Origin of the sequence: Scandinavium sp. M-37, assembly GCF_043558715.1 — a bacterium.
GTDB classification, from domain to species: domain Bacteria; phylum Pseudomonadota; class Gammaproteobacteria; order Enterobacterales; family Enterobacteriaceae; genus Scandinavium; species Scandinavium vulneris_A.
Window position 1 is genome coordinate 178,318 of sequence record NZ_JBIGIN010000004.1, and the last position, 18,477, is coordinate 196,794.

The following is an 18,477-nucleotide window of genomic DNA, read 5'->3' on the forward strand; positions in this document are numbered from 1 at the left end:
TTAATAGTTATTTTTAAAGAATTAATGCCTTCTGCCCGTCGGCGGTTGGCATTATCCCCTGGTGTTGTTAATGGTCATTGACCGCCTGATCGTTGGTCCGTATACGGCTGACGATCAGGTTTTTTTTCGCCTGTAATCCCTTACAGCTGCCCGACGTAGAGATAAATCGCCAGGAAATGGCAGACGCTGCCGCCGAGCACGAAGCCATGCCAGATAGCGTGGTTATAAGGAATACGCTTACAGACGTAGAAAATCACCCCGAGGGAATAAATCACCCCGCCCGCCGCCAGCAATGTCACTCCGCCGACAGAAAGCTTCATCGCCAGTTGATACACCACAATCAGCGACAGCCAGCCCATCAGCAGATAGGTCACCAGCGACAACACCTTAAAGCGATGCGCAATCGTCAGTTTGAACAGGATCCCCAGCAGCGCCAGGCTCCAGATAACGATCATTAATCCGCGCGCCAGCGTTGAATCCAGCCCCACCAGCAAAAAAGGCGTGTAGGTCCCGGCTATCAGCAAATAGATGGCGCAGTGGTCGAATTTCTTCAGCCACAGCTTGGCCCGCTGGTGCGGCACCGCGTGATAGAGGGTAGAAGCGAGAAACAGCAGGATCATGCTGCCGCCGTAAAGGCTGTAGCTGGTGATTGCCGTGGCGCTGGCATTGGAATCGACTGCCTGCACCAGCAGCAGTACCAGACCGACAATGCCAAACACCAGCCCGATACCGTGGCTGATGCTGTTGGCAATTTCCTCTGCCAATGAATAACCGTGCTTAATTAATGGTTTGCTAACCATATGTGAACTCCGGAAGGAAAAAGACGTTAATGCTTCCCTAGCCTAACTGAGAATGATTCCAGTGAACACCTGTTCGCTAAAATAAAAACAGGCCAATCTATAATCACATTACTATCATTAACTTAACGCTAAATCCCACCGTACAGATGTTTCCTAAAATTAAACACGCTCAAATTCAATGACGTAAAACTGCTGCTGTCCCGGATAGATTTCAGCGATCACCGCTTTCAGTTCAGGCAGGGTCATGTTTTCCTGATCGGCATGCTGCTGCGTCAGGGTCTCCAGGGTCACTTGCGAGGTGGCGGTCACGCGAAGGGTACAGAAATAGCCGTCGTCCTCGAAGCGCCCAACGCGCAATACGTCTCCGGTTTTGAAGTGTGATTCACTGGCATCACGAAGAGTGATGGTTTTACGTCCGGCCAGAATGTCTTCCTGAAAGCGTTGAAAAAAAGTGATGTCGTTCGGGGCCATGTTATGATTCCTGTATTGAATTTGTCTGATGAGTGCCTGCCAACGTGAGTTTGTTCTCCCACGCCGCCATCGCAAGTCTCAACAATCTTGAGATGATGGTCTATCAGTATGTCATTAAAAACCGTGACAAAGTCATGTATATGACCATTCGCGAATTGGCCGACGCGGCGGGCGTGTCGACCACCACGGTACTGCGATTTTGCCGGAAGCTGAACTGCGAAGGCTATTCAGAGTTTCGCGTGCGCTTTAAGCTGTATCTGGAACAGAATGAGCCGCAGCAAAGTAATTTTGCCGCCAGTGAAATTATCAGTTTTTTCAAAAGCGTCAATAACGACGAGTTCGATAAACTGCTTGATGACGCCGTGGATATTATTTTAGCCTCGGAACGCATTATTTTTGTCGGCGCAGGCACCTCTGGGGCATTAGCTAAATATGGTGCGCGATTCTTTTCCAACGTCGGTAAATTCAGTAATCACATTGACGACCCTTATTTTCCGGTCACCAATGATATGGCCAGAAACGCGTTAGCGATTGTCCTTTCTGTCTCAGGTGAGACGGAGGAGATCCTGCGTTTCGCCGGGCAGTTCAGCCTTCACCGTTGTAAGGTGCTGTCGATTACCAGCCACGAACACTCGCGTCTGGCGAAACTGGCTGACTTTAACCTCTCCTGGCATATTTCGCCAATTCGTATCGGTGGCGTCTACGATATTACGACCCAGATCCCGGTGATTTATATTCTCGAAACCCTCGGGCGTAAACTGGCGAAAAAACTGGCGTAAAAAAACAGGCTGTTTTTCCGATGTAACAAATTACCCTTAGGTGATTTTGTTATATCGTGACATTTATTTCCCCTTTGTTAGACTCGATCCCAATCAGCAATATCATGGGAACGAGCACGATGAAAAAATTAACCTTACCAAAAGACTTTTTATGGGGTGGCGCGGTCGCCGCACATCAGGTTGAAGGCGGCTGGAACAAAGGCGGCAAAGGCCCGAGCATTTGCGATGTGCTGACCGGGGGCGCACACGGCGTTCCACGTGAGATAACCCAGCAGGTTGAACCCGGCAAATACTATCCGAATCACGAAGCCGTCGACTTCTACAGCCACTACAAAGAAGACATTAAGCTGTTTGCGGAAATGGGCTTCAAATGTTTCCGGACCTCAATTGCCTGGACGCGGATCTTCCCGAAAGGCGACGAAACCCAGCCGAATGAAGAAGGCCTGAAATTCTACGACGAGATGTTCGATGAACTGCTCAAGTACAACATCGAACCGGTTATCACCCTCTCCCACTTCGAAATGCCGCTGCATCTGGTACAGGAATACGGCGGCTGGACTAACCGTAAAGTCGTTGATTTCTTTGTGCGATTTGCCGAAGTGGTCTTTGAGCGTTACAAGCACAAAGTCAAATACTGGATGACCTTCAACGAAATCAATAACCAGCGCAACTGGCGTGCGCCGCTGTTCGGTTATTGCTGCTCTGGCGTGGTGTACACCGAACACGACAACCCGGAAGAAGTGATGTATCAGGTGCTGCACCACCAGTTCGTCGCCAGCGCGCTGGCGGTGAAAGCGGCGCGTCGCATTAATGCGCAAATGCAGGTCGGCTGTATGCTGGCAATGGTGCCGTTGTATCCGTTCTCCTGCAAACCGGAAGATATGATGTTTGCCCAGGAGTCGATGCGCGAACGTTATGTCTTCACCGATGTGCAGCTGCGCGGCTACTACCCGACCTATGTGCTTAACGAGTGGGAACGTCGCGGGTTCAGCATTGCGATGGAAGACGGCGACGCAGAAATCCTGCGGGAAGGCACCTGTGATTATCTGGGCTTCAGTTACTATATGACCAACGCCGTGAAAGCCGAAGGCGGCAGCGGGGATGCAATCTCCGGCTTCGAAGGTAGCGTGCCGAACCCGCATGTAAAAGCCTCCGACTGGGGCTGGCAGATTGACCCGGTTGGCCTGCGGTATGCGATGTGCGAACTGTACGAGCGCTATCAGAAGCCGCTGTTCATCGTCGAAAACGGCTTTGGCGCGTATGACAAAGTGGAAGACGACGGCAGCATTAACGACGACTATCGCATTGACTACCTGCGCGCGCACGTCGAAGAAATGATGAAAGCGGTCACCCACGACGGAGTGGAGTTGATGGGCTATACCCCGTGGGGCTGTATCGACTGTGTGTCCTTCACCACCGGCCAGTACAGCAAGCGCTACGGCTTTATCTACGTGAACAAGCATGACGACGGCACCGGGGATATGTCGCGTTCACGCAAGAAGAGCTTCACCTGGTATAAAGAAGTGATCGCCAGCAACGGCGAAAATCTCTGAGAAACACCCCTCACCCTAGCCCTCTCCCCAAAGGGGAGAGGGGATTAATTGGCATTCTCCCTCTCCCCTTTGGGGAAACTATCTCCCGCCCGCGATATCCATAAAACTCCCGGTCACGTACGACGCCTTTTCACTCAGTAGCCAGGCAATCGCCTGCGCGACTTCTTCCGGTTGCCCGCCGCGCTGCATCGGCAGCATTGCTTTCACGCAATCGACCCTGCCCGGCTCGCCCCCGGAGGCATGCATCTCGGTATAAATCAGGCCCGGACGCACACCGTTGACGCGAATGCCCTGTGCCGCCACTTCCAGCGCCAACCCGGTGGTGAGCGTGTCCACCGCCCCTTTTGATGCGGCGTAGTCAACATATTCAAACGGCGCGCCCAGCCGCGCTGCCGCGGAAGAGACGTTCACAATGGCCCCGCCTTTTCCGCCATGACGATGCGCCATCCGTTTGACCGCCTCGCGACAGCAGAGGAAATACCCGGTGACGTTGGTCGACAGAACGTGATTAATCCGTTCGGCGGTTAAGTTCTCAATGGTGCTTTGCTGGAACAAAATCCCGGCGTTGTTTACCAGGGCGGTCAGCGGCTCGCCTTCCCTGTCGAGCGCCTCAAACATCGCCATCACCTGCGCTTCATCGCTGATGTCCGCTCTCACGGCAAAGGCCTTGCCGCCGCTCTCGGTAATCGCATTGACCACCTGCGTGGCGGCTTTGATGTTGTGGTGATAATTTACCCCCACGGTGTAACGCTCTTGCGCCAGCAGAATCGCCGTCGCCCTGCCAATTCCCCGGCTCGCGCCGGTAACCAGTGCTATTGCCATTGTCTTCTCCCAAAAGAAAGGGCGCCGAAGCGCCCTTAAAAGATAGAGTACTCAGCGAATTACTGATATTCGCTCATCGGCACACAGGCGCAGAACAGGTTGCGGTCACCGTACACGTCATCCAGACGCTTCACCGTCGGCCAGTACTTGTTCGCCATACCTGCCGGGAAGACCGCCACTTCGCGGCTATAGCCGTGGCTCCACTCCGCCACCAGCTCGTTCTGGGTGTGCGGGGCGTTCACCAGCGGGTTATCTTCCCGTGGCCATTCGCCCTGCTGAACGCGGCTGATTTCATTGCGGATAGCCAGCATGGCGTCGATAAAGCGGTCGAGTTCGACTTTGCTTTCAGATTCGGTTGGTTCAACCATCAGCGTGCCCGCTACCGGGAACGACATGGTTGGCGCGTGGAATCCGTAGTCGATCAGACGCTTAGCGATATCCAGTTCGCTGATACCGGTCTCTTCTTTCAGCGGACGAATATCGAGGATACATTCGTGCGCCACGCGGCCATCGCGCCCGGTGTACAGCACCGGATACGCACCCTGCAAACGGGTGGCGATGTAGTTGGCGTTCAGAATAGCCACCTGGCTGGCACGCTTCAGACCCTGCGCACCCATCATGCGAATGTACATCCAGCTGATTGGCAGAATAGAGGCGCTGCCAAACGGGGCCGCCGATACTGCGCCCTGACGAGTCAACATCCCTTCGATTTGCACCACGCTGTGACCCGGTACAAACGGGGCCAGATGCGCTTTCACACCAATGGGACCCATGCCCGGGCCGCCACCGCCGTGTGGAATACAGAAGGTTTTGTGCAGGTTGAGGTGCGACACGTCCGCGCCGATAAAGCCCGGCGAAGTGATGCCGACCTGAGCGTTCATGTTCGCGCCATCGAGATACACCTGGCCGCCAAACTGATGCACGATCTCGCACACTTCACGGATGGTTTCTTCGTACACGCCGTGGGTGGACGGGTAGGTCACCATGATGCAGGAGAGATTCGCCCCCGTCTGTTCAGCTTTCTCACGCAGATCGGCGAGATCGATGTTGCCCTGTTTGTCACAAGCCACCACGACCACCTGCATGCCCGCCATCTGAGCAGAAGCCGGGTTGGTGCCGTGCGCAGAGCTTGGGATAAGACAGATATCACGATGCCCTTCATTGCGGCTTTCATGATAGTGACGAATGGCCAGCAGACCCGCGTATTCACCCTGTGCGCCAGAGTTTGGCTGCATACAGAGTGCATCGTAGCCAGTCAGTTTCACCAGCCAGTCAGACAGCTGGTTGATCATCTGGTGGTAGCCTTCGGCCTGATCCGCCGGGCAGAACGGGTGCAGCTCGCTGAATTCCGGCCAGGTAATCGGGATCATCTCGGCCGCCGCGTTAAGCTTCATGGTGCAAGATCCCAGCGGGATCATCGCCTGATTCAGCGCCAGGTCTTTACGCTCCAGCGAGTGCATGTAGCGCATCATCTCGGTTTCGCTGTGATAGCGGTTGAATACCGGATGAGTCAGAATATCGTCTTCGCGCAGCATCGCCTGGGGAATCGAACGGCTGTCGTGCGCCACGTCTTTGTCCAGGCTGTCGATATCCAGCCCATGATGATCACCGGCGATAACGGTTAACAGCGCCAGCACATCTTCACGGGTAGTGGTTTCATCCAGGGTGATACCCACCGCATGATGAATATCGCTACGCAGGTTGATTTCCGCAGCTTCGGCACGTGCCAGCACCGCGGCTTTGTCTTCCACTTCCACACACAGGGTGTCGAAGAAATGGTCATGACGCAGCTTCAGACCTTTCTGTTTCAGGCCGCTCGCCAGAATATCCGTCAGGCGATGAATACGCCCGGCGATACGTTTCAGGCCCGCCGGACCATGGAATACGGCGTACAAACTGGCAATATTCGCCAGCAGTACCTGAGAGGTACAGATGTTGGAGTTCGCTTTCTCGCGGCGGATATGCTGCTCGCGGGTCTGCATCGCCATGCGCAGGGCGGTGTTACCGGCGGCATCTTTTGATACGCCAATAATACGGCCAGGCATGGAGCGTTTGAATTCGTCTTTTGCCGCGAAGAAGGCCGCGTGCGGGCCGCCGTAGCCCATCGGAACACCGAAGCGTTGAGCTGAGCCAAACACGATGTCTGCGCCCTGTTTACCCGGGGCGGTCAGCAGCACCAGCGCCATAAAATCGGCGGCAACGCTAACAATCACTTTGCGCGCTTTCAGTTCTGCAATCAGCGGGCTGTAGTCATGCACTTCCCCGGTGGTGCCGACCTGCTGCAACAGCACGCCGAACACATCCTGATGGTCGAGCGCTTTTTCTGCGTCATCGACAATCACATCAAAACCAAACGTTTCCGCACGGGTACGCACCACGTCCAGGGTCTGCGGATGCACATCCGCCGCCACGAAGAAGCGGTTAGCATTTTTCAGTTTGCTGACGCGTTTGGCCATCGCCATCGCTTCCGCCGCCGCCGTCGCTTCGTCGAGCAGGGATGCAGAGGCAATATCCAGTCCGGTCAGGTCCAGCGTGACGGTCTGGTAATTCAGCAGCGCTTCCAGGCGCCCTTGAGACACTTCTGGCTGATACGGCGTGTAAGCGGTGTACCAGCCTGGATTTTCCAGCATGTTGCGCAGGATAACCGGCGGCAGCTGCACCGCGGTGTAGCCCATGCCGATGTAAGACTTAAAGCGCTTGTTGCGGCTGGCGATGGCTTTCAGCTCCGCCAGCGCGGCGAATTCTGTGGTGGCCTCACCGACCTGCGGTGGCGTCGCGAGCTGAATATCCTGCGGCACAATCTGGCCGGTCAGCGCGTCTAACGACTCTGCGCCAACGGTATTCAGCATTTCCTGCTGCTGTGCCGCATCCGGGCCAATATGGCGTTCAATGAAAGCGCCGCGATGTTCAAGCTGGCTTAAGGTCTGTGTCATGAGCGAGGGTTCCTGAAACGTGCAGTGAATCGATAATGTCTTAACTAACATGCCCGGTGGCGCAGTCGCTTACCGGGCCTACACTTCCAACCGTAGGCCGGATAAACGCAGTGCCATCCGGCACAGTTTTAATCGTCTAGCAGGGCTTCGTACGCAGTGGCATCGAGCAGGGCGGCGACTTCAGCTTCGTCGCTGGCTTTGAATTTGAAGATCCAGCCTTCGCTGTATGGCTCGCTGTTGACCAGCTCCGGGGAGTCACTCAGCGCGTCGTTCACGGCAACGATTTCTCCGCTGATTGGCGCGTAAATATCGGACGCCGCTTTTACTGACTCGGCAACCGCACAGTCGTCACCGGCAGCAACGGTTTTGCCCACTTCAGGCAGATCGACAAACACCATGTCGCCCAGCAGTTCCTGTGCGTGCTCGGTGATGCCTACGGTGTAAGAACCGTCGGCTTCTTTACGCAACCATTCGTGTTCTTTGCTGTATTTCAGTTCTGCAGGTACATTGCTCATTCACATTTCTCCAGAAAAAATAATCGATTACACGACGGCTTTGCCGGCGCGTACAAAAACAGGTTTGGTCACCTTAACCGGCATTTCACGGTTGCGGATTTGTACCACCGCCGTATCGCCAATACCCGCAGGGACGCGAGCCAGCGCAATGCTGTAGCCCAGCGTCGGTGAGAAGGTGCCGCTGGTGATAACGCCTTCGTGTTGATTGCCCTGCGCGTCGCTAAAACGCACCGGCAGTTCGCCGCGCAGTACACCTTTCTCGGTCATCACCAGGCCAACCAGCTGCTCGGTGCCGTGCTCACGCTGGGCTTCCAGCGCTTCGCGGCCGATGAAGTCACGGTCAGTCGGTTCCCAGGCGATGGTCCAGCCCATGTTGGCTGCCAGTGGGGAAACGCCTTCGTCCATCTCCTGACCGTACAGGTTCATGCCTGCTTCCAGACGCAGCGTATCGCGGGCGCCCAGGCCACAAGGCTTGACACCGGATTCCACCAGCGCATGCCAGAAGTCTGCTGCTTTCTCATTCGGCAGCGCGATTTCATAACCTGCTTCGCCGGTATAGCCGGTGGTGGCGACAAACAAATCCCCGGCCTGAACGCCGAAGAACGGTTTCATGCCTTCGACGGCGTTGCGCTGTTCGTCGTTGAACAGGCTGGCGGCTTTGGCCTGCGCGTCAGGCCCCTGCACCGCAATCAGCGCCAGATCGTCACGCACGGTGATGTCGATGCCGTACGGCTCAGCGTGTTCGCTAATCCAGGCCAGATCTTTTTCACGGGTGGCAGAGTTAACGACGAGACGGAAATAGTCTTCGGAGAGGAAATAAACAATCAGGTCATCAATGACCCCAGCGGAGGCGTTGAGCATCCCGGTGTAGAGCGCTTTGCCGGGTTTCGTCAGTTTGGCTACATCGTTGGCCAGCAGATAACGCAGGAATTCGCGGGTCCGACTGCCGCGCAGATCGACGATAGTCATGTGTGACACATCGAACATCCCCGCGCCGGTACGGACCGCGTGGTGTTCATCAATTTGCGAGCCGTAATGCAGCGGCATCATCCAGCCATGAAAGTCCACCATGCGTGCGCCACACAGCGTGTGTTGTTCATACAAAGGCGTCTGTTGAGCCATCTTGTCCTCGTTGAGTAAGCGGGGCTACCGGCTGCTTTGTGGACAAAATTCAGCCACAAAGCCCAGCGTCGACACCGCTCCGGGCACCGACGCAAACGTTCTCTTTGGTCTGACGTTACCACCGAAAACCGCGGTAAACCATAAGGCAAAGCGAACCATCAGATTAGCTTATGACCAAAATGAGCCAAAAACTCTACAGAACGATCGACTGCCTTTCTGCGACTAATGCCACATAAAATTAACATTCTGGTGAAATATTTAGTTCAAGATGACATTTCGTGCGGATAATTGGGCGGATTTTTCGTAGGGGAATTTTTGTGACATTAATAAAACTAATGCGAAAAAGGGGGTGAAATTAGATTATTTCAAATGAGGGGAGAAAACCCGACGCGCCCGCCGGGTTGAGAAGTGTGATCGCGTTAACGTAACCAGGCGGGGAGATCGTTCAGCCCCATCGCCTGACGAATCAATTGCGGTTTAACGCCCGGCAGCGTATCGGCCAGTTTGAGGCCAATGTCGCGCAGCAATTTCTTGGCGGGATTGACGCCCGCAAACAGTTCGCGGAAACCCTGCATTCCTGCCAGCATCAGCGCGGCGCTGTGTTTACGGCTGCGCTCATAGCGACGCAGATAGAAGTGCTGCCCGAAATCTTTGCCCTGCGTATGCAGGCGACGGATCTCATCGATAAGCTCGGCGGCATCCATAAAGCCCAGGTTTACACCCTGCCCGGCCAGCGGATGAATGGTGTGTGCCGCATCGCCGACCAGCGCCAGACGATGCGCGGCAAACTGACGAGCATAGCGTCCGGTCAACGGGAATACCTGGCGTTCGCTTTCCACTTCGCACAGGCCCAGACGATTATCAAAGGCTACATTCAGCGCCTGATTGAACGCCACGCCGTCGGCCTGCTGCATCTTCGCCGCGTCATCCGGCGGCAGTGACCAGACGATGGAGCACAAATGCGGGTCACTCAGCGGCAGGAAGGCCAGGATGCCTTCGCCATGAAAGACCTGGCGCGCAATCGCCTGATGTGGCTCGGTGGTGCGAATGGTCGCCACCAGCGCATGATGACGATAATCCCAGGAGGTCAACGGAATATCGGCCTTGTTGCGCAACCAGGAGTTCGCCCCATCGGCCCCGATAACCAGTCGCGCCGTCAGCATGTTGCCATCTTTCAGCGTCAGGAAGGCTTCATTTTCGCCCCAGGCAACCTGCGCCAGTTCGGCGGGTGCCATCAGGGTGATGTCTTTGCTGCGCTGCGCTTTTCGCCATAACGCGTGGTGAATTACCCCGTTTTCGATGATATGCCCGAGATGGCTGTAGCCGAGGCTTTCATCATCAAAGGCGATGCGACCGAAACTGTCTTTATCCCATACTTCCATTCCGTGATAGCGGCTCGCACGTTCGGCAGTGATGTCATTCCAGACATCAAGGCGCGACAGCAGTTTTTCGCTGGCGGCGTTGATCGCCGAGACGCGAAGCTGCGGCGCGGCATCGGCCTCAACCGGTTGCGGCTGATGCGACTCAATCACCGCCACGCGCAGGCCGCTGCCCTGTAAGCCACAGGCTACGGCCAGGCCAACCATTCCACCACCGACAATAGCGATATCTACACTTTGCACGTTGTTCATCCTTATCTCGCTACCTGACCCAGGGTACGCAACGCCAGCGCGTCACGCGCCGGGGTGAATAATTCCATCGCCATCAGCCCAACGTTTCGCCCGGCCACCAGCGGCGCCCAGCGATTGGCGAACAGATGCACCAGACCGTCGGTCACGCCGATGGTCGCATTTTTATCGTTTTCTCTGCGCTGCTGATACTGACTTAACAACGCGTACTCGCCCGGATCGCTCGCCTGAGCCAGCATTTCCGCCAGCGACATTACGTCGCGTAGACCGAGATTAAAACCTTGCCCGGCAATCGGGTGCAGGGTTTGCGCCGCGTTGCCGACCAGCGCCAGGCGGTGCGATATCGCCCGGGAGGCGGTGGTGAGCGACAACGGATACGCGTTGCGGCTACCCGCGTGGGTAATGCGCCCCAGCCGCCAGCCGAAGGCTTTTTGCAGTTCGTCGCAGAAGCGAGCGTCGGACCAGGCCAACACCTCGTCGTGATGGTCCAGCGGATGGCACCATACCAGCGAGCAACGTCCGTCGGACATTGGTAACATCGCCAGCGGACCGTGGGCGGTAAAACGCTCGAACGCACGGCCGTTATGCGCCACGGCAGTGGTCACATTAGCGATCACCGCCAGTTGTTGATAAGGCTGCTGCTGCCAGGCAATCCCAGACTGTTCGCCGAGCGCCGAACGCGAACCGTCCGCCGCCACCAGCAGTTTACCGGTCAGGGTCTGGCCGTTATCCAGTACCACCTCGACGCTGTCAGGGCTGCGGGAAAAACGCTCGACGCGCGCCGGGCAATGCAGCGTCACGCCAGGTGCTTTGCGCAGCAGCGCAAACAGACGCTGGCCGACGTCGTGCAACTCAACCACCTGCCCTAAGGCAGGCAGGCGATAATCTTCCGCTTCCAGAGTGACAAACCCGGCGTGACCGCGATCGCTGACGTGGACGGTACGAATCGCCGTGGCACAATCGCGAATAGCCTGCCAGATGCCGACCCGCGCTAGCTGCTGACAGGTGCCAGCCGCCAGGGCGATAGCCCGGGCATCAAACCCGGGATGCTGCCGGGAATCCGGCGCAACGGCTTCGACCAGATGCACCGGAAGCTTACCCGCGCTGAGGTGCGAAATCGCCAGCGCCAGCGTGGCGCCGGTCATCCCACCGCCGACAATAATCACGCTCATTGTTTATGGGCCGCCATCAGCGCCTCAATATCATCCGCACGTTTAACCACGCTGGCGGTGAGGTTTTCATTGCCGTTTTCGGTGATAACAATGTCATCTTCGATACGAATGCCAATGCCGCGATACTGCTCCGGCACGTCAGCATCCGGCGCGATATACAGGCCAGGCTCGACGGTGAGCACCATCCCAGGCTCCAGCACGCGAGAGCGATCGGCGCCATATTCACCGACGTCATGCACATCCAGACCCAGCCAGTGGCTGAGGCCATGCATGAAGAACTTACGGTGGGCGTTGTCGGCAATCAGCTGATCGACTTCCCCGTCGAGGATGCCGAGTCTCACCAGGCCCGTGACCATGATGCGCACCACTTCACCAGTCACCTCCTGCATAGTGGTGCCCGGACGATACAGCGTCAGCGCCGTTTCCAGCGAGTCGAGCACGATGTCGTAAATTTCACGCTGCGCAGGCGTGAATTTGCCATTCACCGGGAAGGTTCGGGTGATGTCTCCGGCGTAGCTGCGGTATTCACAGCCCGCGTCGATCAGCACCAGATCGCCATCGCGCAGTTCAGATTCGTTTTCGGTGTAATGCAGAATGCAGCCGTTTTCACCGCCGCCAACAATGGTGTTGTAAGACGGGTAGCGCGCGCCGTGGCGGTTGAACTCGTGGTGAATTTCCCCTTCGAGCTGATACTCAAACATTCCCGGACGGCATTTTTCCATCGCGCGGGTATGCGCCAACGCGGAAATTTCTCCTGCCCGACGCATGACCTCAATTTCTTCTGCCGATTTGAACAGGCGCATCTCATGCACCAAAGGCCGCCAGTCAACCAGCGTGGCTGGGGCTTTCAGATTCTGACGAGAGCCTTTGCGCAGTTTATCCAGCGCGTTGAACACGATAGTGTCGGCATAAGCGTATTCGCCCTGGGCGTGATACACCGCGTCCAGACCGTTTAGTAACTGGTAAAGCTGTTCGTCGATTTCGCTGAACGCCAGCGCACGATCGACGCCCAGCTTCGCCGGGGCCGCTTCTTGCCCCAGGCGGCGACCAAACCAGATTTCAGCGGTAAGGTCGCGGACGCGGTTAAACAGAACGCTATGGTTGTGGGTGTCATCGCTTTTAATCAGCACCAGTACCGCTTCCGGCTCATGAAAGCCGGTGAAGTAGGTGAAGTCACTACTCTGGCGATACGGATACTCCGTGTCGGCACTGCGTATGGCTTCCGGTGCGGCAAAAATTAACGCCGCGCTGCCTGATGGCATCTGCGCCAGCAGCTTCTGCCGACGCTGAAGGTACTCCTGCTGAGTCATGACACCCTCCTGAGCATTCTTATTGTTAATGTAAGGTTGGTTTACGAACTTCTGGCGCGGTCGGCTGCTGATGAGTGAACGTATCGTGGCACAGCAGGGCTGCAACGCGCACATACTCCACTATCTCTTCGAGCGACATTTCCAGCTCTTCCTGATCTTCGTCTTCGTCGTAGCCCAGCTGCGCAATGTTACGCAGATCGTCGATGGCTTCGCCGGTTTCGCCTTTCACTTTATCAAGCTTAGGCTGCGTCACGCCCAGGCCCAGCAGGAAGTGATTGACCCAGCCTGCCAGCGCATCGGCGCGGGTGAAAACGCTGACATCATCGCCATCCGGCATGTACAGCTGGAACATGAAACCTTCGTCTTCCAGCGTGTCGCTGGTGACGGCGTGGACTTTCCGCAGCACTTCAGCCAGCTCGTGACCGAAAGCCATGCCTTCGTTGGTCAGGTCGTGCACCAGCGGCAGCCAGCTGCTGTCTTTGTTACCACCACACAGCATGCCGCTAATCAAACCATGCATTTCGGCAGGCGTTAAGCCGACGCCCTGTTGGTTAAGTAACTGGTTCACATCGTTGTAACCAGGCATTTCGTTCTGTATAGACATGCGCATTCGTCGTCGTTGGGGGGAAGTTTCATGTTATGCTACCACTTTGGACCCTGGTGAACCAGAAAAGGGCTTGTATGTTCACAGTGGGGTAGCTATAGTGTCGCCCCTTCGCGGGCCCCGGTGCGGGCTGTGGAGGTAGCGCAGTCAATCAGCAGGAAGGTGGCATGTCTGCAGAACCCGTCGATATCCAAATTTTTGGCCGTTCACTGCGAGTGAATTGCCCGCCTGAACAAAGGGATGCCCTGAATCAGGCCGCGGACGATCTGAATCAGCGGTTGCAAGATCTGAAAGAACGCACTAGAGTCACAAATACTGAGCAGCTGGTCTTTATCGCCGCCCTGAATATCAGCTACGAGCTGACCCAGGAACGCGCGAAAACACGTGACTACGCAGCCAGCATGGAGACACGCATTCGGATGCTCCAGCAGACCATTGAACAAGCACTCCTTGATCAAGGTCGCACAACCGAAAAGACGGCTCCAAAGTTTGAATAACACTTCACGGTTAACTATGGTAGAGTGACCTTGAAGACAAAATTTCTCTGAGATGTTCGCAAGCGGGCCAGTCCCCTGAGCCGATATTTCATACCACAAGAATGTGGCGCTCCACGGTTGGTGAGCATGCTCGGTTCGTCCGAGAAGCCTTAAGACTGTGACGACATATTCACCTTGAACCAAGGGTTCAAGGGTTACAGCCTGCGGCGGCATCTCGGAGATTCCCTACCCTCTTCCTCTACCACACTCATGAAATCTGTTTCTGCCCCTCTAACCAGACAAGAAATTCGCCAACTGATTCGGCAGCGTCGTCGCACGCTTACGCCAGACCAACAACGTCTTTTTGCTGAGCACGCTGCGGCGCGAATGCTGGCGTATCTCCCTGTGGTGATGGCCAATACCGTCGCGCTGTTTCTGTCGTTTGACGGCGAACTGGATACCCAACCGCTGATCGAACAACTGTGGCGCAGTGGTAAAAAAGTGGTTCTGCCGGTTCTGCATCCGTTCAGCCCGGGCAATCTGCTGTTCCTCAATTACCATCCGCACTCTGACCTGGTGGTCAATCGTCTGAAAATTCAGGAACCCAAGTTGGATGTGCGTGACGTGGTGCCACTCCATCAGCTGGATGTGCTGGTTACGCCGCTGGTCGCCTTTGACCCGCAGGGGCAACGGTTAGGCATGGGTGGAGGCTTTTACGACAGGACGCTACAAAACTGGCAGCAGCACGGCGTGCATCCCGTGGGCTATGCGCATGATTGTCAGCAGGTGGAACAACTGCCCGTAGAGAAGTGGGACGTTCCGCTCCCGGCGGTGGTGACACCCTCGAAAGTGTGGCAGTGGGGGTAGACAGCAAGACTTTCTCGAAAGAGAAAGTCTTTAGTATTTGCACCCTCTCCACGTGGGAGAGGGTCGGGGTGAGGGCATCAAACGATGATCTCTTACCTTACAATCATCAGTACAACAACCGCGCGCGGATGGTGCCCGGGATCGCCTTCATGCTTTGCAGCGCTTTTTCCGCCACATCTTCTTCCGCTTCAATATCAATCACCACGTAGCCCATTTGCGGCGTCGTTTGCAGATACTGTGCGGCGATGTTCACGCCCTGCTCGGCAAAAATCTGGTTGATAGCCGTTAGCACGCCAGGGCGGTTTTCGTGGATATGCAGCAGGCGACGCCCCCCGTGCAGCGGAAGCGATACTTCCGGGAAGTTGACCGCCGAGAGCGTTGACCCGTTGTCGGAGTATTTCGCCAGCTTGCCCGCCACTTCCAGTCCGATGTTTTCCTGCGCTTCCTGAGTGGATCCCCCAATGTGCGGAGTCAGGATAACGTTGTCGAACTCGCACAGCGGCGAAGTGAACGGATCGCTGTTGGTTGCAGGCTCTGTCGGGAACACGTCGATTGCCGCCCCGGCCAGATGCTTCCGCGCCAGCGCATCGCACAGCGCGGGAATGTCGACCACGGTGCCGCGAGCGGCGTTGATTAACAATGAACCCGGCTTCATCAGCGCCAGTTCTTCAGCGCCCATCATGTTTTTGGTGGAAGCATTTTCCGGCACGTGCAGGCTGACCACGTCGCTCATGTTCAGCAGGTCAGACAGATGCTGAACCTGGGTCGCGTTGCCAAGCGGCAGCTTGTTTTCGATGTCGTAAAAGAAGACGTGCATCCCCAGCGATTCCGCAAGGATCCCAAGCTGGGTCCCAATGTGGCCGTAACCGATGATCCCAAGCTTCTTACCACGCGCTTCAAAACTCCCCGCCGCCAGTTTGTTCCACACGCCACGGTGCGCTTTAGCATTGGCCTCTGGCACGCCGCGCAGCAGCAGCAGCAGCTCGCCAATCACCAACTCAGCCACGGAACGGGTGTTGGAGAACGGGGCGTTAAAGACCGGTACGCCGCGTTTCGCGGCCGCATTAAGGTCAACCTGGTTGGTGCCGATGCAGAAGCAGCCAATCGCGACCAGCTTTTCCGCCGCCTGGATAATATCTTCCGTCAGGTGAGTTCGGGAGCGCAGGCCGATAAAATGGGCATCACGGATCGACTCTTTCAGCTGATCGGCGTCGAGCGCGCCTTTGTGAAATTCAATGTTGGTGTAGCCTGCTGCACGAAGATTATCGATTGCTTTTTGATGTACGCCTTCCACCAGCAGAAACTTAATTTTGTCTTTTTCCAGTGATACCTTAGCCATTTCCCCGCCCTGTCTGTCTTGTATCGATGTTGTGGTGAACGAACGTCCACCCAAGCAACATATCAAAAAAAACTATTGCGGCAATATGAACGTTTGCGTCGACGTGCTGAAGAAATGTCATTCAGCCGAAAATGGCAGCATAAAATGCTGGATGGGAATATCAGAGCAGCGTGTTAAGCAGATGCAGTCGACAAATGTGACACAAGTCACCAAATTTCGCCTGGTAAAAATTTTTACGGGAGCCAGGGCGGCTCCCGTCAGATCATTTCCCGATGGTTTTAACGCCATCAGCGGTGCCGATCAGCGCCACATCCGCGCCACGATTGGCGAACAGGCCCACGGTCACCACGCCTGGGATCGCGTTGATGGCATTTTCCAACGCTATGGCGTCAAGAATTTCCAGACCGTGCACATCCAGAATCACGTTGCCGTTATCGGTTATCACATTCTGGCGATACTCCGGGCGACCGCCGAGCTTCACCAGTTGACGCGCCACCGCGCTACGCGCCATCGGGATCACTTCGACCGGCAGGGGGAATTTTCCGAGAATAGCCACCTGCTTGGACGCATCGGCGATGCAGATAAACTTGTCGGCCACCGAGGCGATGATTTTCTCGCGGGTCAGCGCCGCGCCGCCGCCTTTGATCATCTGCATGTGGTCGTTAATCTCATCCGCACCGTCAACATAGACGCCCAGGCTGTCGACTTCGTTGAGATCAAACACGTGAATGCCTAACGCTTTCAGTTTTTCGGTCGACGCGTCCGAGCTGGAAACGGCGCCTTCAATCTGGCCTTTCATGGTGCCCAGTGCGTCAATAAAATGCGCGGCGGTAGAGCCGGTGCCAACACCAACGATGGTCCCTGGCTGTACGTATTGAAGTGCTGCCCAGCCAACTGCTTTTTTCAGTTCATCCTGCGTCATGATTTTTGCCTGTGATGTGATGGGATGCCGCGCATTATAGACTATTCACCGTGGAAATGTCCTTGTGGACACCGGGCGTACTGCCCCAATTTCGACCTGTATCAAAGGTAAATTTATGTCATAGTGCGGGTAATAAACGATGAGGAGTCAGCCACAGCAATGAAACGTCCGGACTACAGAACACTACAAGCATTGGATGCGGTCATTCGGGAACGCGGGTTTGAACGCGCCGCTCAAAAGCTGTGTATTACCCAGTCCGCCGTCTCTCAGCGTATTAAGCAACTGGAAAATATGTTCGGCCAGCCTTTACTGGTGCGAACCGTGCCTCCTCGTCCGACCGAGCAAGGGCAAAAGTTACTGGCGCTGCTGCGTCAGGTTGAACTGTTAGAAGAAGAGTGGCTGGGCGATGAGCAGACCGGTTCTACCCCGCTGCTGCTGTCGCTGGCGGTCAACGCCGACAGTCTGGCGACCTGGCTGTTACCGGCGCTGTCTACGGTGCTGTCCGATTCCCCTATTCGCTTAAATTTGCAGGTCGAAGACGAAACCCGAACCCAGGAACGTCTGCGTCGTGGCGAAGTGGTTGGGGCGGTGAGTATCCAGCCGCAGGCTCTGCCCAGCTGTCTGGTGGATCAACTCGGCGCGCTTGATTATCTTTTCGTTGCGTCAAAGTCGTTTGCGCAACGTTACTTCCCCAATGGCGTCACCCGCTCAGCCCTGCTGAAAGCGCCGGTGGTGGCCTTCGACCATCTGGATGATATGCACCAGGCGTTCCTGCAGCAGAACTTTGATTTGCCGCCGGGCAGCGTGCCGTGCCATATCGTTAACTCATCGGAAGCCTTCGTGCAGCTGGCCCGCCAGGGCACCACCTGCTGTATGATCCCGCATCTGCAAATTGAGCGCGAACTGGATAGCGGCGAGCTTATCAACCTGACGCCTGGCCTGTTCCAGCGACGGATGTTGTACTGGCACCGCTTTGCGCCGGAAAGCCGGATGATGCGTCGGGTCACCGATGCATTGCTGGAATACGGACATAAAGTGTTGCGACAGGACTGATCGAAAAAGGCCGGGGAAACCCTAATGCCGATCGTTTAAGGATCGGTTGACCGATCCGGTGGCTGGTGTAAAAAGGGTTCATGCTTATCATGGACCCTTTTTAAATGGAAC

Annotated in this window: 17 protein-coding genes and 1 other RNA gene; 6 read left to right on the forward strand and 12 right to left on the reverse strand. The window is 56.0% G+C overall.

Translation table 11 applies throughout. From position 1 onward, the window contains the following. Positions 1–140: 140 nt before the first annotated feature. Both trhA and yqfB read right to left on the reverse strand, forming a co-directional pair. A complete protein-coding gene (gene trhA, locus ACG0Z5_RS05405; RefSeq protein ID WP_394445918.1) occupies positions 141–800 on the reverse strand; it encodes a PAQR family membrane homeostasis protein TrhA in 660 nt (219 codons plus the stop codon). Positions 801–959: 159 nt separating this feature from the next. Further along, positions 960–1,271, reverse strand: coding sequence for a N(4)-acetylcytidine aminohydrolase (yqfB, locus tag ACG0Z5_RS05410; RefSeq protein WP_394445920.1), 312 nt, complete (start codon positions 1,269–1,271; stop codon positions 960–962). A 50-nt stretch (positions 1,272–1,321) separates the two neighbouring features. Here yqfB and ACG0Z5_RS05415 point away from each other — a divergent pair, with 50 nt between their 5' ends. Then, positions 1,322–2,050 (forward strand): MurR/RpiR family transcriptional regulator, encoded by a 729-nt coding sequence (locus ACG0Z5_RS05415; RefSeq protein ID WP_394445965.1) that lies wholly within the window; start codon positions 1,322–1,324, stop codon positions 2,048–2,050. 119 nt (positions 2,051–2,169) lie between these two features. Then, complete coding sequence (locus tag ACG0Z5_RS05420) at positions 2,170–3,603, forward strand: 6-phospho-beta-glucosidase (RefSeq protein ID WP_394445923.1); 1,434 nt, start codon at positions 2,170–2,172, stop codon at positions 3,601–3,603. Positions 3,604–3,681: 78 nt separating this feature from the next. On the opposite strand, the gene ACG0Z5_RS05425 is transcribed toward ACG0Z5_RS05420, so the two are convergent. From ACG0Z5_RS05425 to ACG0Z5_RS05460, 8 genes are all read right to left on the reverse strand, one after another. After that, positions 3,682–4,425: an SDR family oxidoreductase gene (locus tag ACG0Z5_RS05425; protein ID WP_394445925.1), complete on the reverse strand. Its 744-nt coding sequence runs from the start codon at positions 4,423–4,425 to the stop codon at positions 3,682–3,684. Between the two features lie 59 nt (positions 4,426–4,484). Continuing rightward, a complete protein-coding gene (gcvP, locus tag ACG0Z5_RS05430; protein ID WP_394445927.1) occupies positions 4,485–7,358 on the reverse strand; it encodes an aminomethyl-transferring glycine dehydrogenase in 2,874 nt (957 codons plus the stop codon). Positions 7,359–7,486: 128 nt separating this feature from the next. Next, positions 7,487–7,873, reverse strand: a complete 387-nt coding sequence (gcvH, locus tag ACG0Z5_RS05435) for a glycine cleavage system protein GcvH (RefSeq protein WP_394445929.1) — start codon at positions 7,871–7,873, stop codon at positions 7,487–7,489. 27 nt (positions 7,874–7,900) lie between these two features. Beyond that, positions 7,901–8,995, reverse strand: coding sequence for a glycine cleavage system aminomethyltransferase GcvT (gene gcvT / locus ACG0Z5_RS05440; protein WP_394445931.1), 1,095 nt, complete (start codon positions 8,993–8,995; stop codon positions 7,901–7,903). A gap of 419 nt (positions 8,996–9,414) precedes the next feature. Next, complete coding sequence (gene ubiI, locus ACG0Z5_RS05445; protein WP_394445933.1) at positions 9,415–10,617, reverse strand: FAD-dependent 2-octaprenylphenol hydroxylase; 1,203 nt, start codon at positions 10,615–10,617, stop codon at positions 9,415–9,417. A gap of 11 nt (positions 10,618–10,628) precedes the next feature. Next, positions 10,629–11,795 carry a 2-octaprenyl-6-methoxyphenyl hydroxylase gene (gene ubiH, locus ACG0Z5_RS05450; RefSeq protein WP_394445935.1) on the reverse strand — a complete coding sequence of 389 codons (1,167 nt, stop codon included), beginning with the start codon at positions 11,793–11,795 and terminating at the stop codon, positions 10,629–10,631. Beyond that, positions 11,792–13,105 carry a Xaa-Pro aminopeptidase gene (gene pepP, locus ACG0Z5_RS05455; RefSeq protein WP_394445937.1) on the reverse strand — a complete coding sequence of 438 codons (1,314 nt, stop codon included), beginning with the start codon at positions 13,103–13,105 and terminating at the stop codon, positions 11,792–11,794. Before pepP ends, ubiH begins: the two co-directional genes overlap by 4 nt. A 25-nt stretch (positions 13,106–13,130) precedes the next feature. Next, on the reverse strand, positions 13,131–13,709 hold the full coding sequence (locus ACG0Z5_RS05460; protein WP_319628537.1) for a YecA family protein: 579 nt from the start codon (positions 13,707–13,709) through the stop codon (positions 13,131–13,133). A 167-nt stretch (positions 13,710–13,876) separates the two neighbouring features. On the opposite strand from ACG0Z5_RS05460, the gene zapA reads away from it, so the two are divergent. From zapA to ACG0Z5_RS05475, 3 genes are all read left to right on the forward strand, one after another. Further along, on the forward strand, positions 13,877–14,206 hold the full coding sequence (zapA, locus tag ACG0Z5_RS05465; protein WP_319628538.1) for a cell division protein ZapA: 330 nt from the start codon (positions 13,877–13,879) through the stop codon (positions 14,204–14,206). Between the two features lie 41 nt (positions 14,207–14,247). Then, positions 14,248–14,431: non-coding RNA, 6S RNA (gene ssrS / locus ACG0Z5_RS05470), on the forward strand. 24 nt (positions 14,432–14,455) lie between these two features. Next, on the forward strand, positions 14,456–15,052 hold the full coding sequence (locus ACG0Z5_RS05475) for a 5-formyltetrahydrofolate cyclo-ligase (protein ID WP_394445940.1): 597 nt from the start codon (positions 14,456–14,458) through the stop codon (positions 15,050–15,052). 106 nt (positions 15,053–15,158) lie between these two features. Here ACG0Z5_RS05475 and serA read toward each other — a convergent pair whose 3' ends face one another. Further along, positions 15,159–16,391: a phosphoglycerate dehydrogenase gene (gene serA / locus ACG0Z5_RS05480; protein ID WP_319785664.1), complete on the reverse strand. Its 1,233-nt coding sequence runs from the start codon at positions 16,389–16,391 to the stop codon at positions 15,159–15,161. A 262-nt stretch (positions 16,392–16,653) separates the two neighbouring features. Continuing rightward, positions 16,654–17,313 carry a ribose-5-phosphate isomerase RpiA gene (gene rpiA, locus ACG0Z5_RS05485; protein ID WP_319628541.1) on the reverse strand — a complete coding sequence of 220 codons (660 nt, stop codon included), beginning with the start codon at positions 17,311–17,313 and terminating at the stop codon, positions 16,654–16,656. 159 nt (positions 17,314–17,472) lie between these two features. On the opposite strand from rpiA, the gene argP reads away from it, so the two are divergent. Beyond that, entirely contained in the window at positions 17,473–18,366 is an 894-nt protein-coding gene (argP, locus tag ACG0Z5_RS05490; RefSeq protein ID WP_319628542.1) for a DNA-binding transcriptional regulator ArgP, read from the forward strand. Positions 18,367–18,477: the final 111 nt, after the last annotated feature.

Bases quoted from the DNA above. Each gene is read 5' to 3' on its own strand.
- gcvP (WP_394445927.1), bottom strand. From the start codon at position 7,358: ATGACACAGACCTTAAGCCAGCTTGAACATCGCGGCGCTTTCATTGAA.
- pepP (WP_394445937.1), bottom strand. From the start codon at position 13,105: ATGACTCAGCAGGAGTACCTTCAGCGTCGGCAGAAGCTGCTGGCGCAG.
- zapA (WP_319628538.1), top strand. From the start codon at position 13,877: ATGTCTGCAGAACCCGTCGATATCCAAATTTTTGGCCGTTCACTGCGA.
- ACG0Z5_RS05425 (WP_394445925.1), bottom strand. From the start codon at position 4,425: ATGGCAATAGCACTGGTTACCGGCGCGAGCCGGGGAATTGGCAGGGCG.
- gcvT (WP_394445931.1), bottom strand. From the start codon at position 8,995: ATGGCTCAACAGACGCCTTTGTATGAACAACACACGCTGTGTGGCGCA.
- rpiA (WP_319628541.1), bottom strand. From the start codon at position 17,313: ATGACGCAGGATGAACTGAAAAAAGCAGTTGGCTGGGCAGCACTTCAA.
- yqfB (WP_394445920.1), bottom strand. From the start codon at position 1,271: ATGGCCCCGAACGACATCACTTTTTTTCAACGCTTTCAGGAAGACATT.
- ubiH (WP_394445935.1), bottom strand. From the start codon at position 11,795: ATGAGCGTGATTATTGTCGGCGGTGGGATGACCGGCGCCACGCTGGCG.
- ACG0Z5_RS05475 (WP_394445940.1), top strand. From the start codon at position 14,456: ATGAAATCTGTTTCTGCCCCTCTAACCAGACAAGAAATTCGCCAACTG.
- trhA (WP_394445918.1), bottom strand. From the start codon at position 800: ATGGTTAGCAAACCATTAATTAAGCACGGTTATTCATTGGCAGAGGAA.
- serA (WP_319785664.1), bottom strand. From the start codon at position 16,391: ATGGCTAAGGTATCACTGGAAAAAGACAAAATTAAGTTTCTGCTGGTG.
- gcvH (WP_394445929.1), bottom strand. From the start codon at position 7,873: ATGAGCAATGTACCTGCAGAACTGAAATACAGCAAAGAACACGAATGG.
- ACG0Z5_RS05460 (WP_319628537.1), bottom strand. From the start codon at position 13,709: ATGTCTATACAGAACGAAATGCCTGGTTACAACGATGTGAACCAGTTA.
- ACG0Z5_RS05420 (WP_394445923.1), top strand. From the start codon at position 2,170: ATGAAAAAATTAACCTTACCAAAAGACTTTTTATGGGGTGGCGCGGTC.
- argP (WP_319628542.1), top strand. From the start codon at position 17,473: ATGAAACGTCCGGACTACAGAACACTACAAGCATTGGATGCGGTCATT.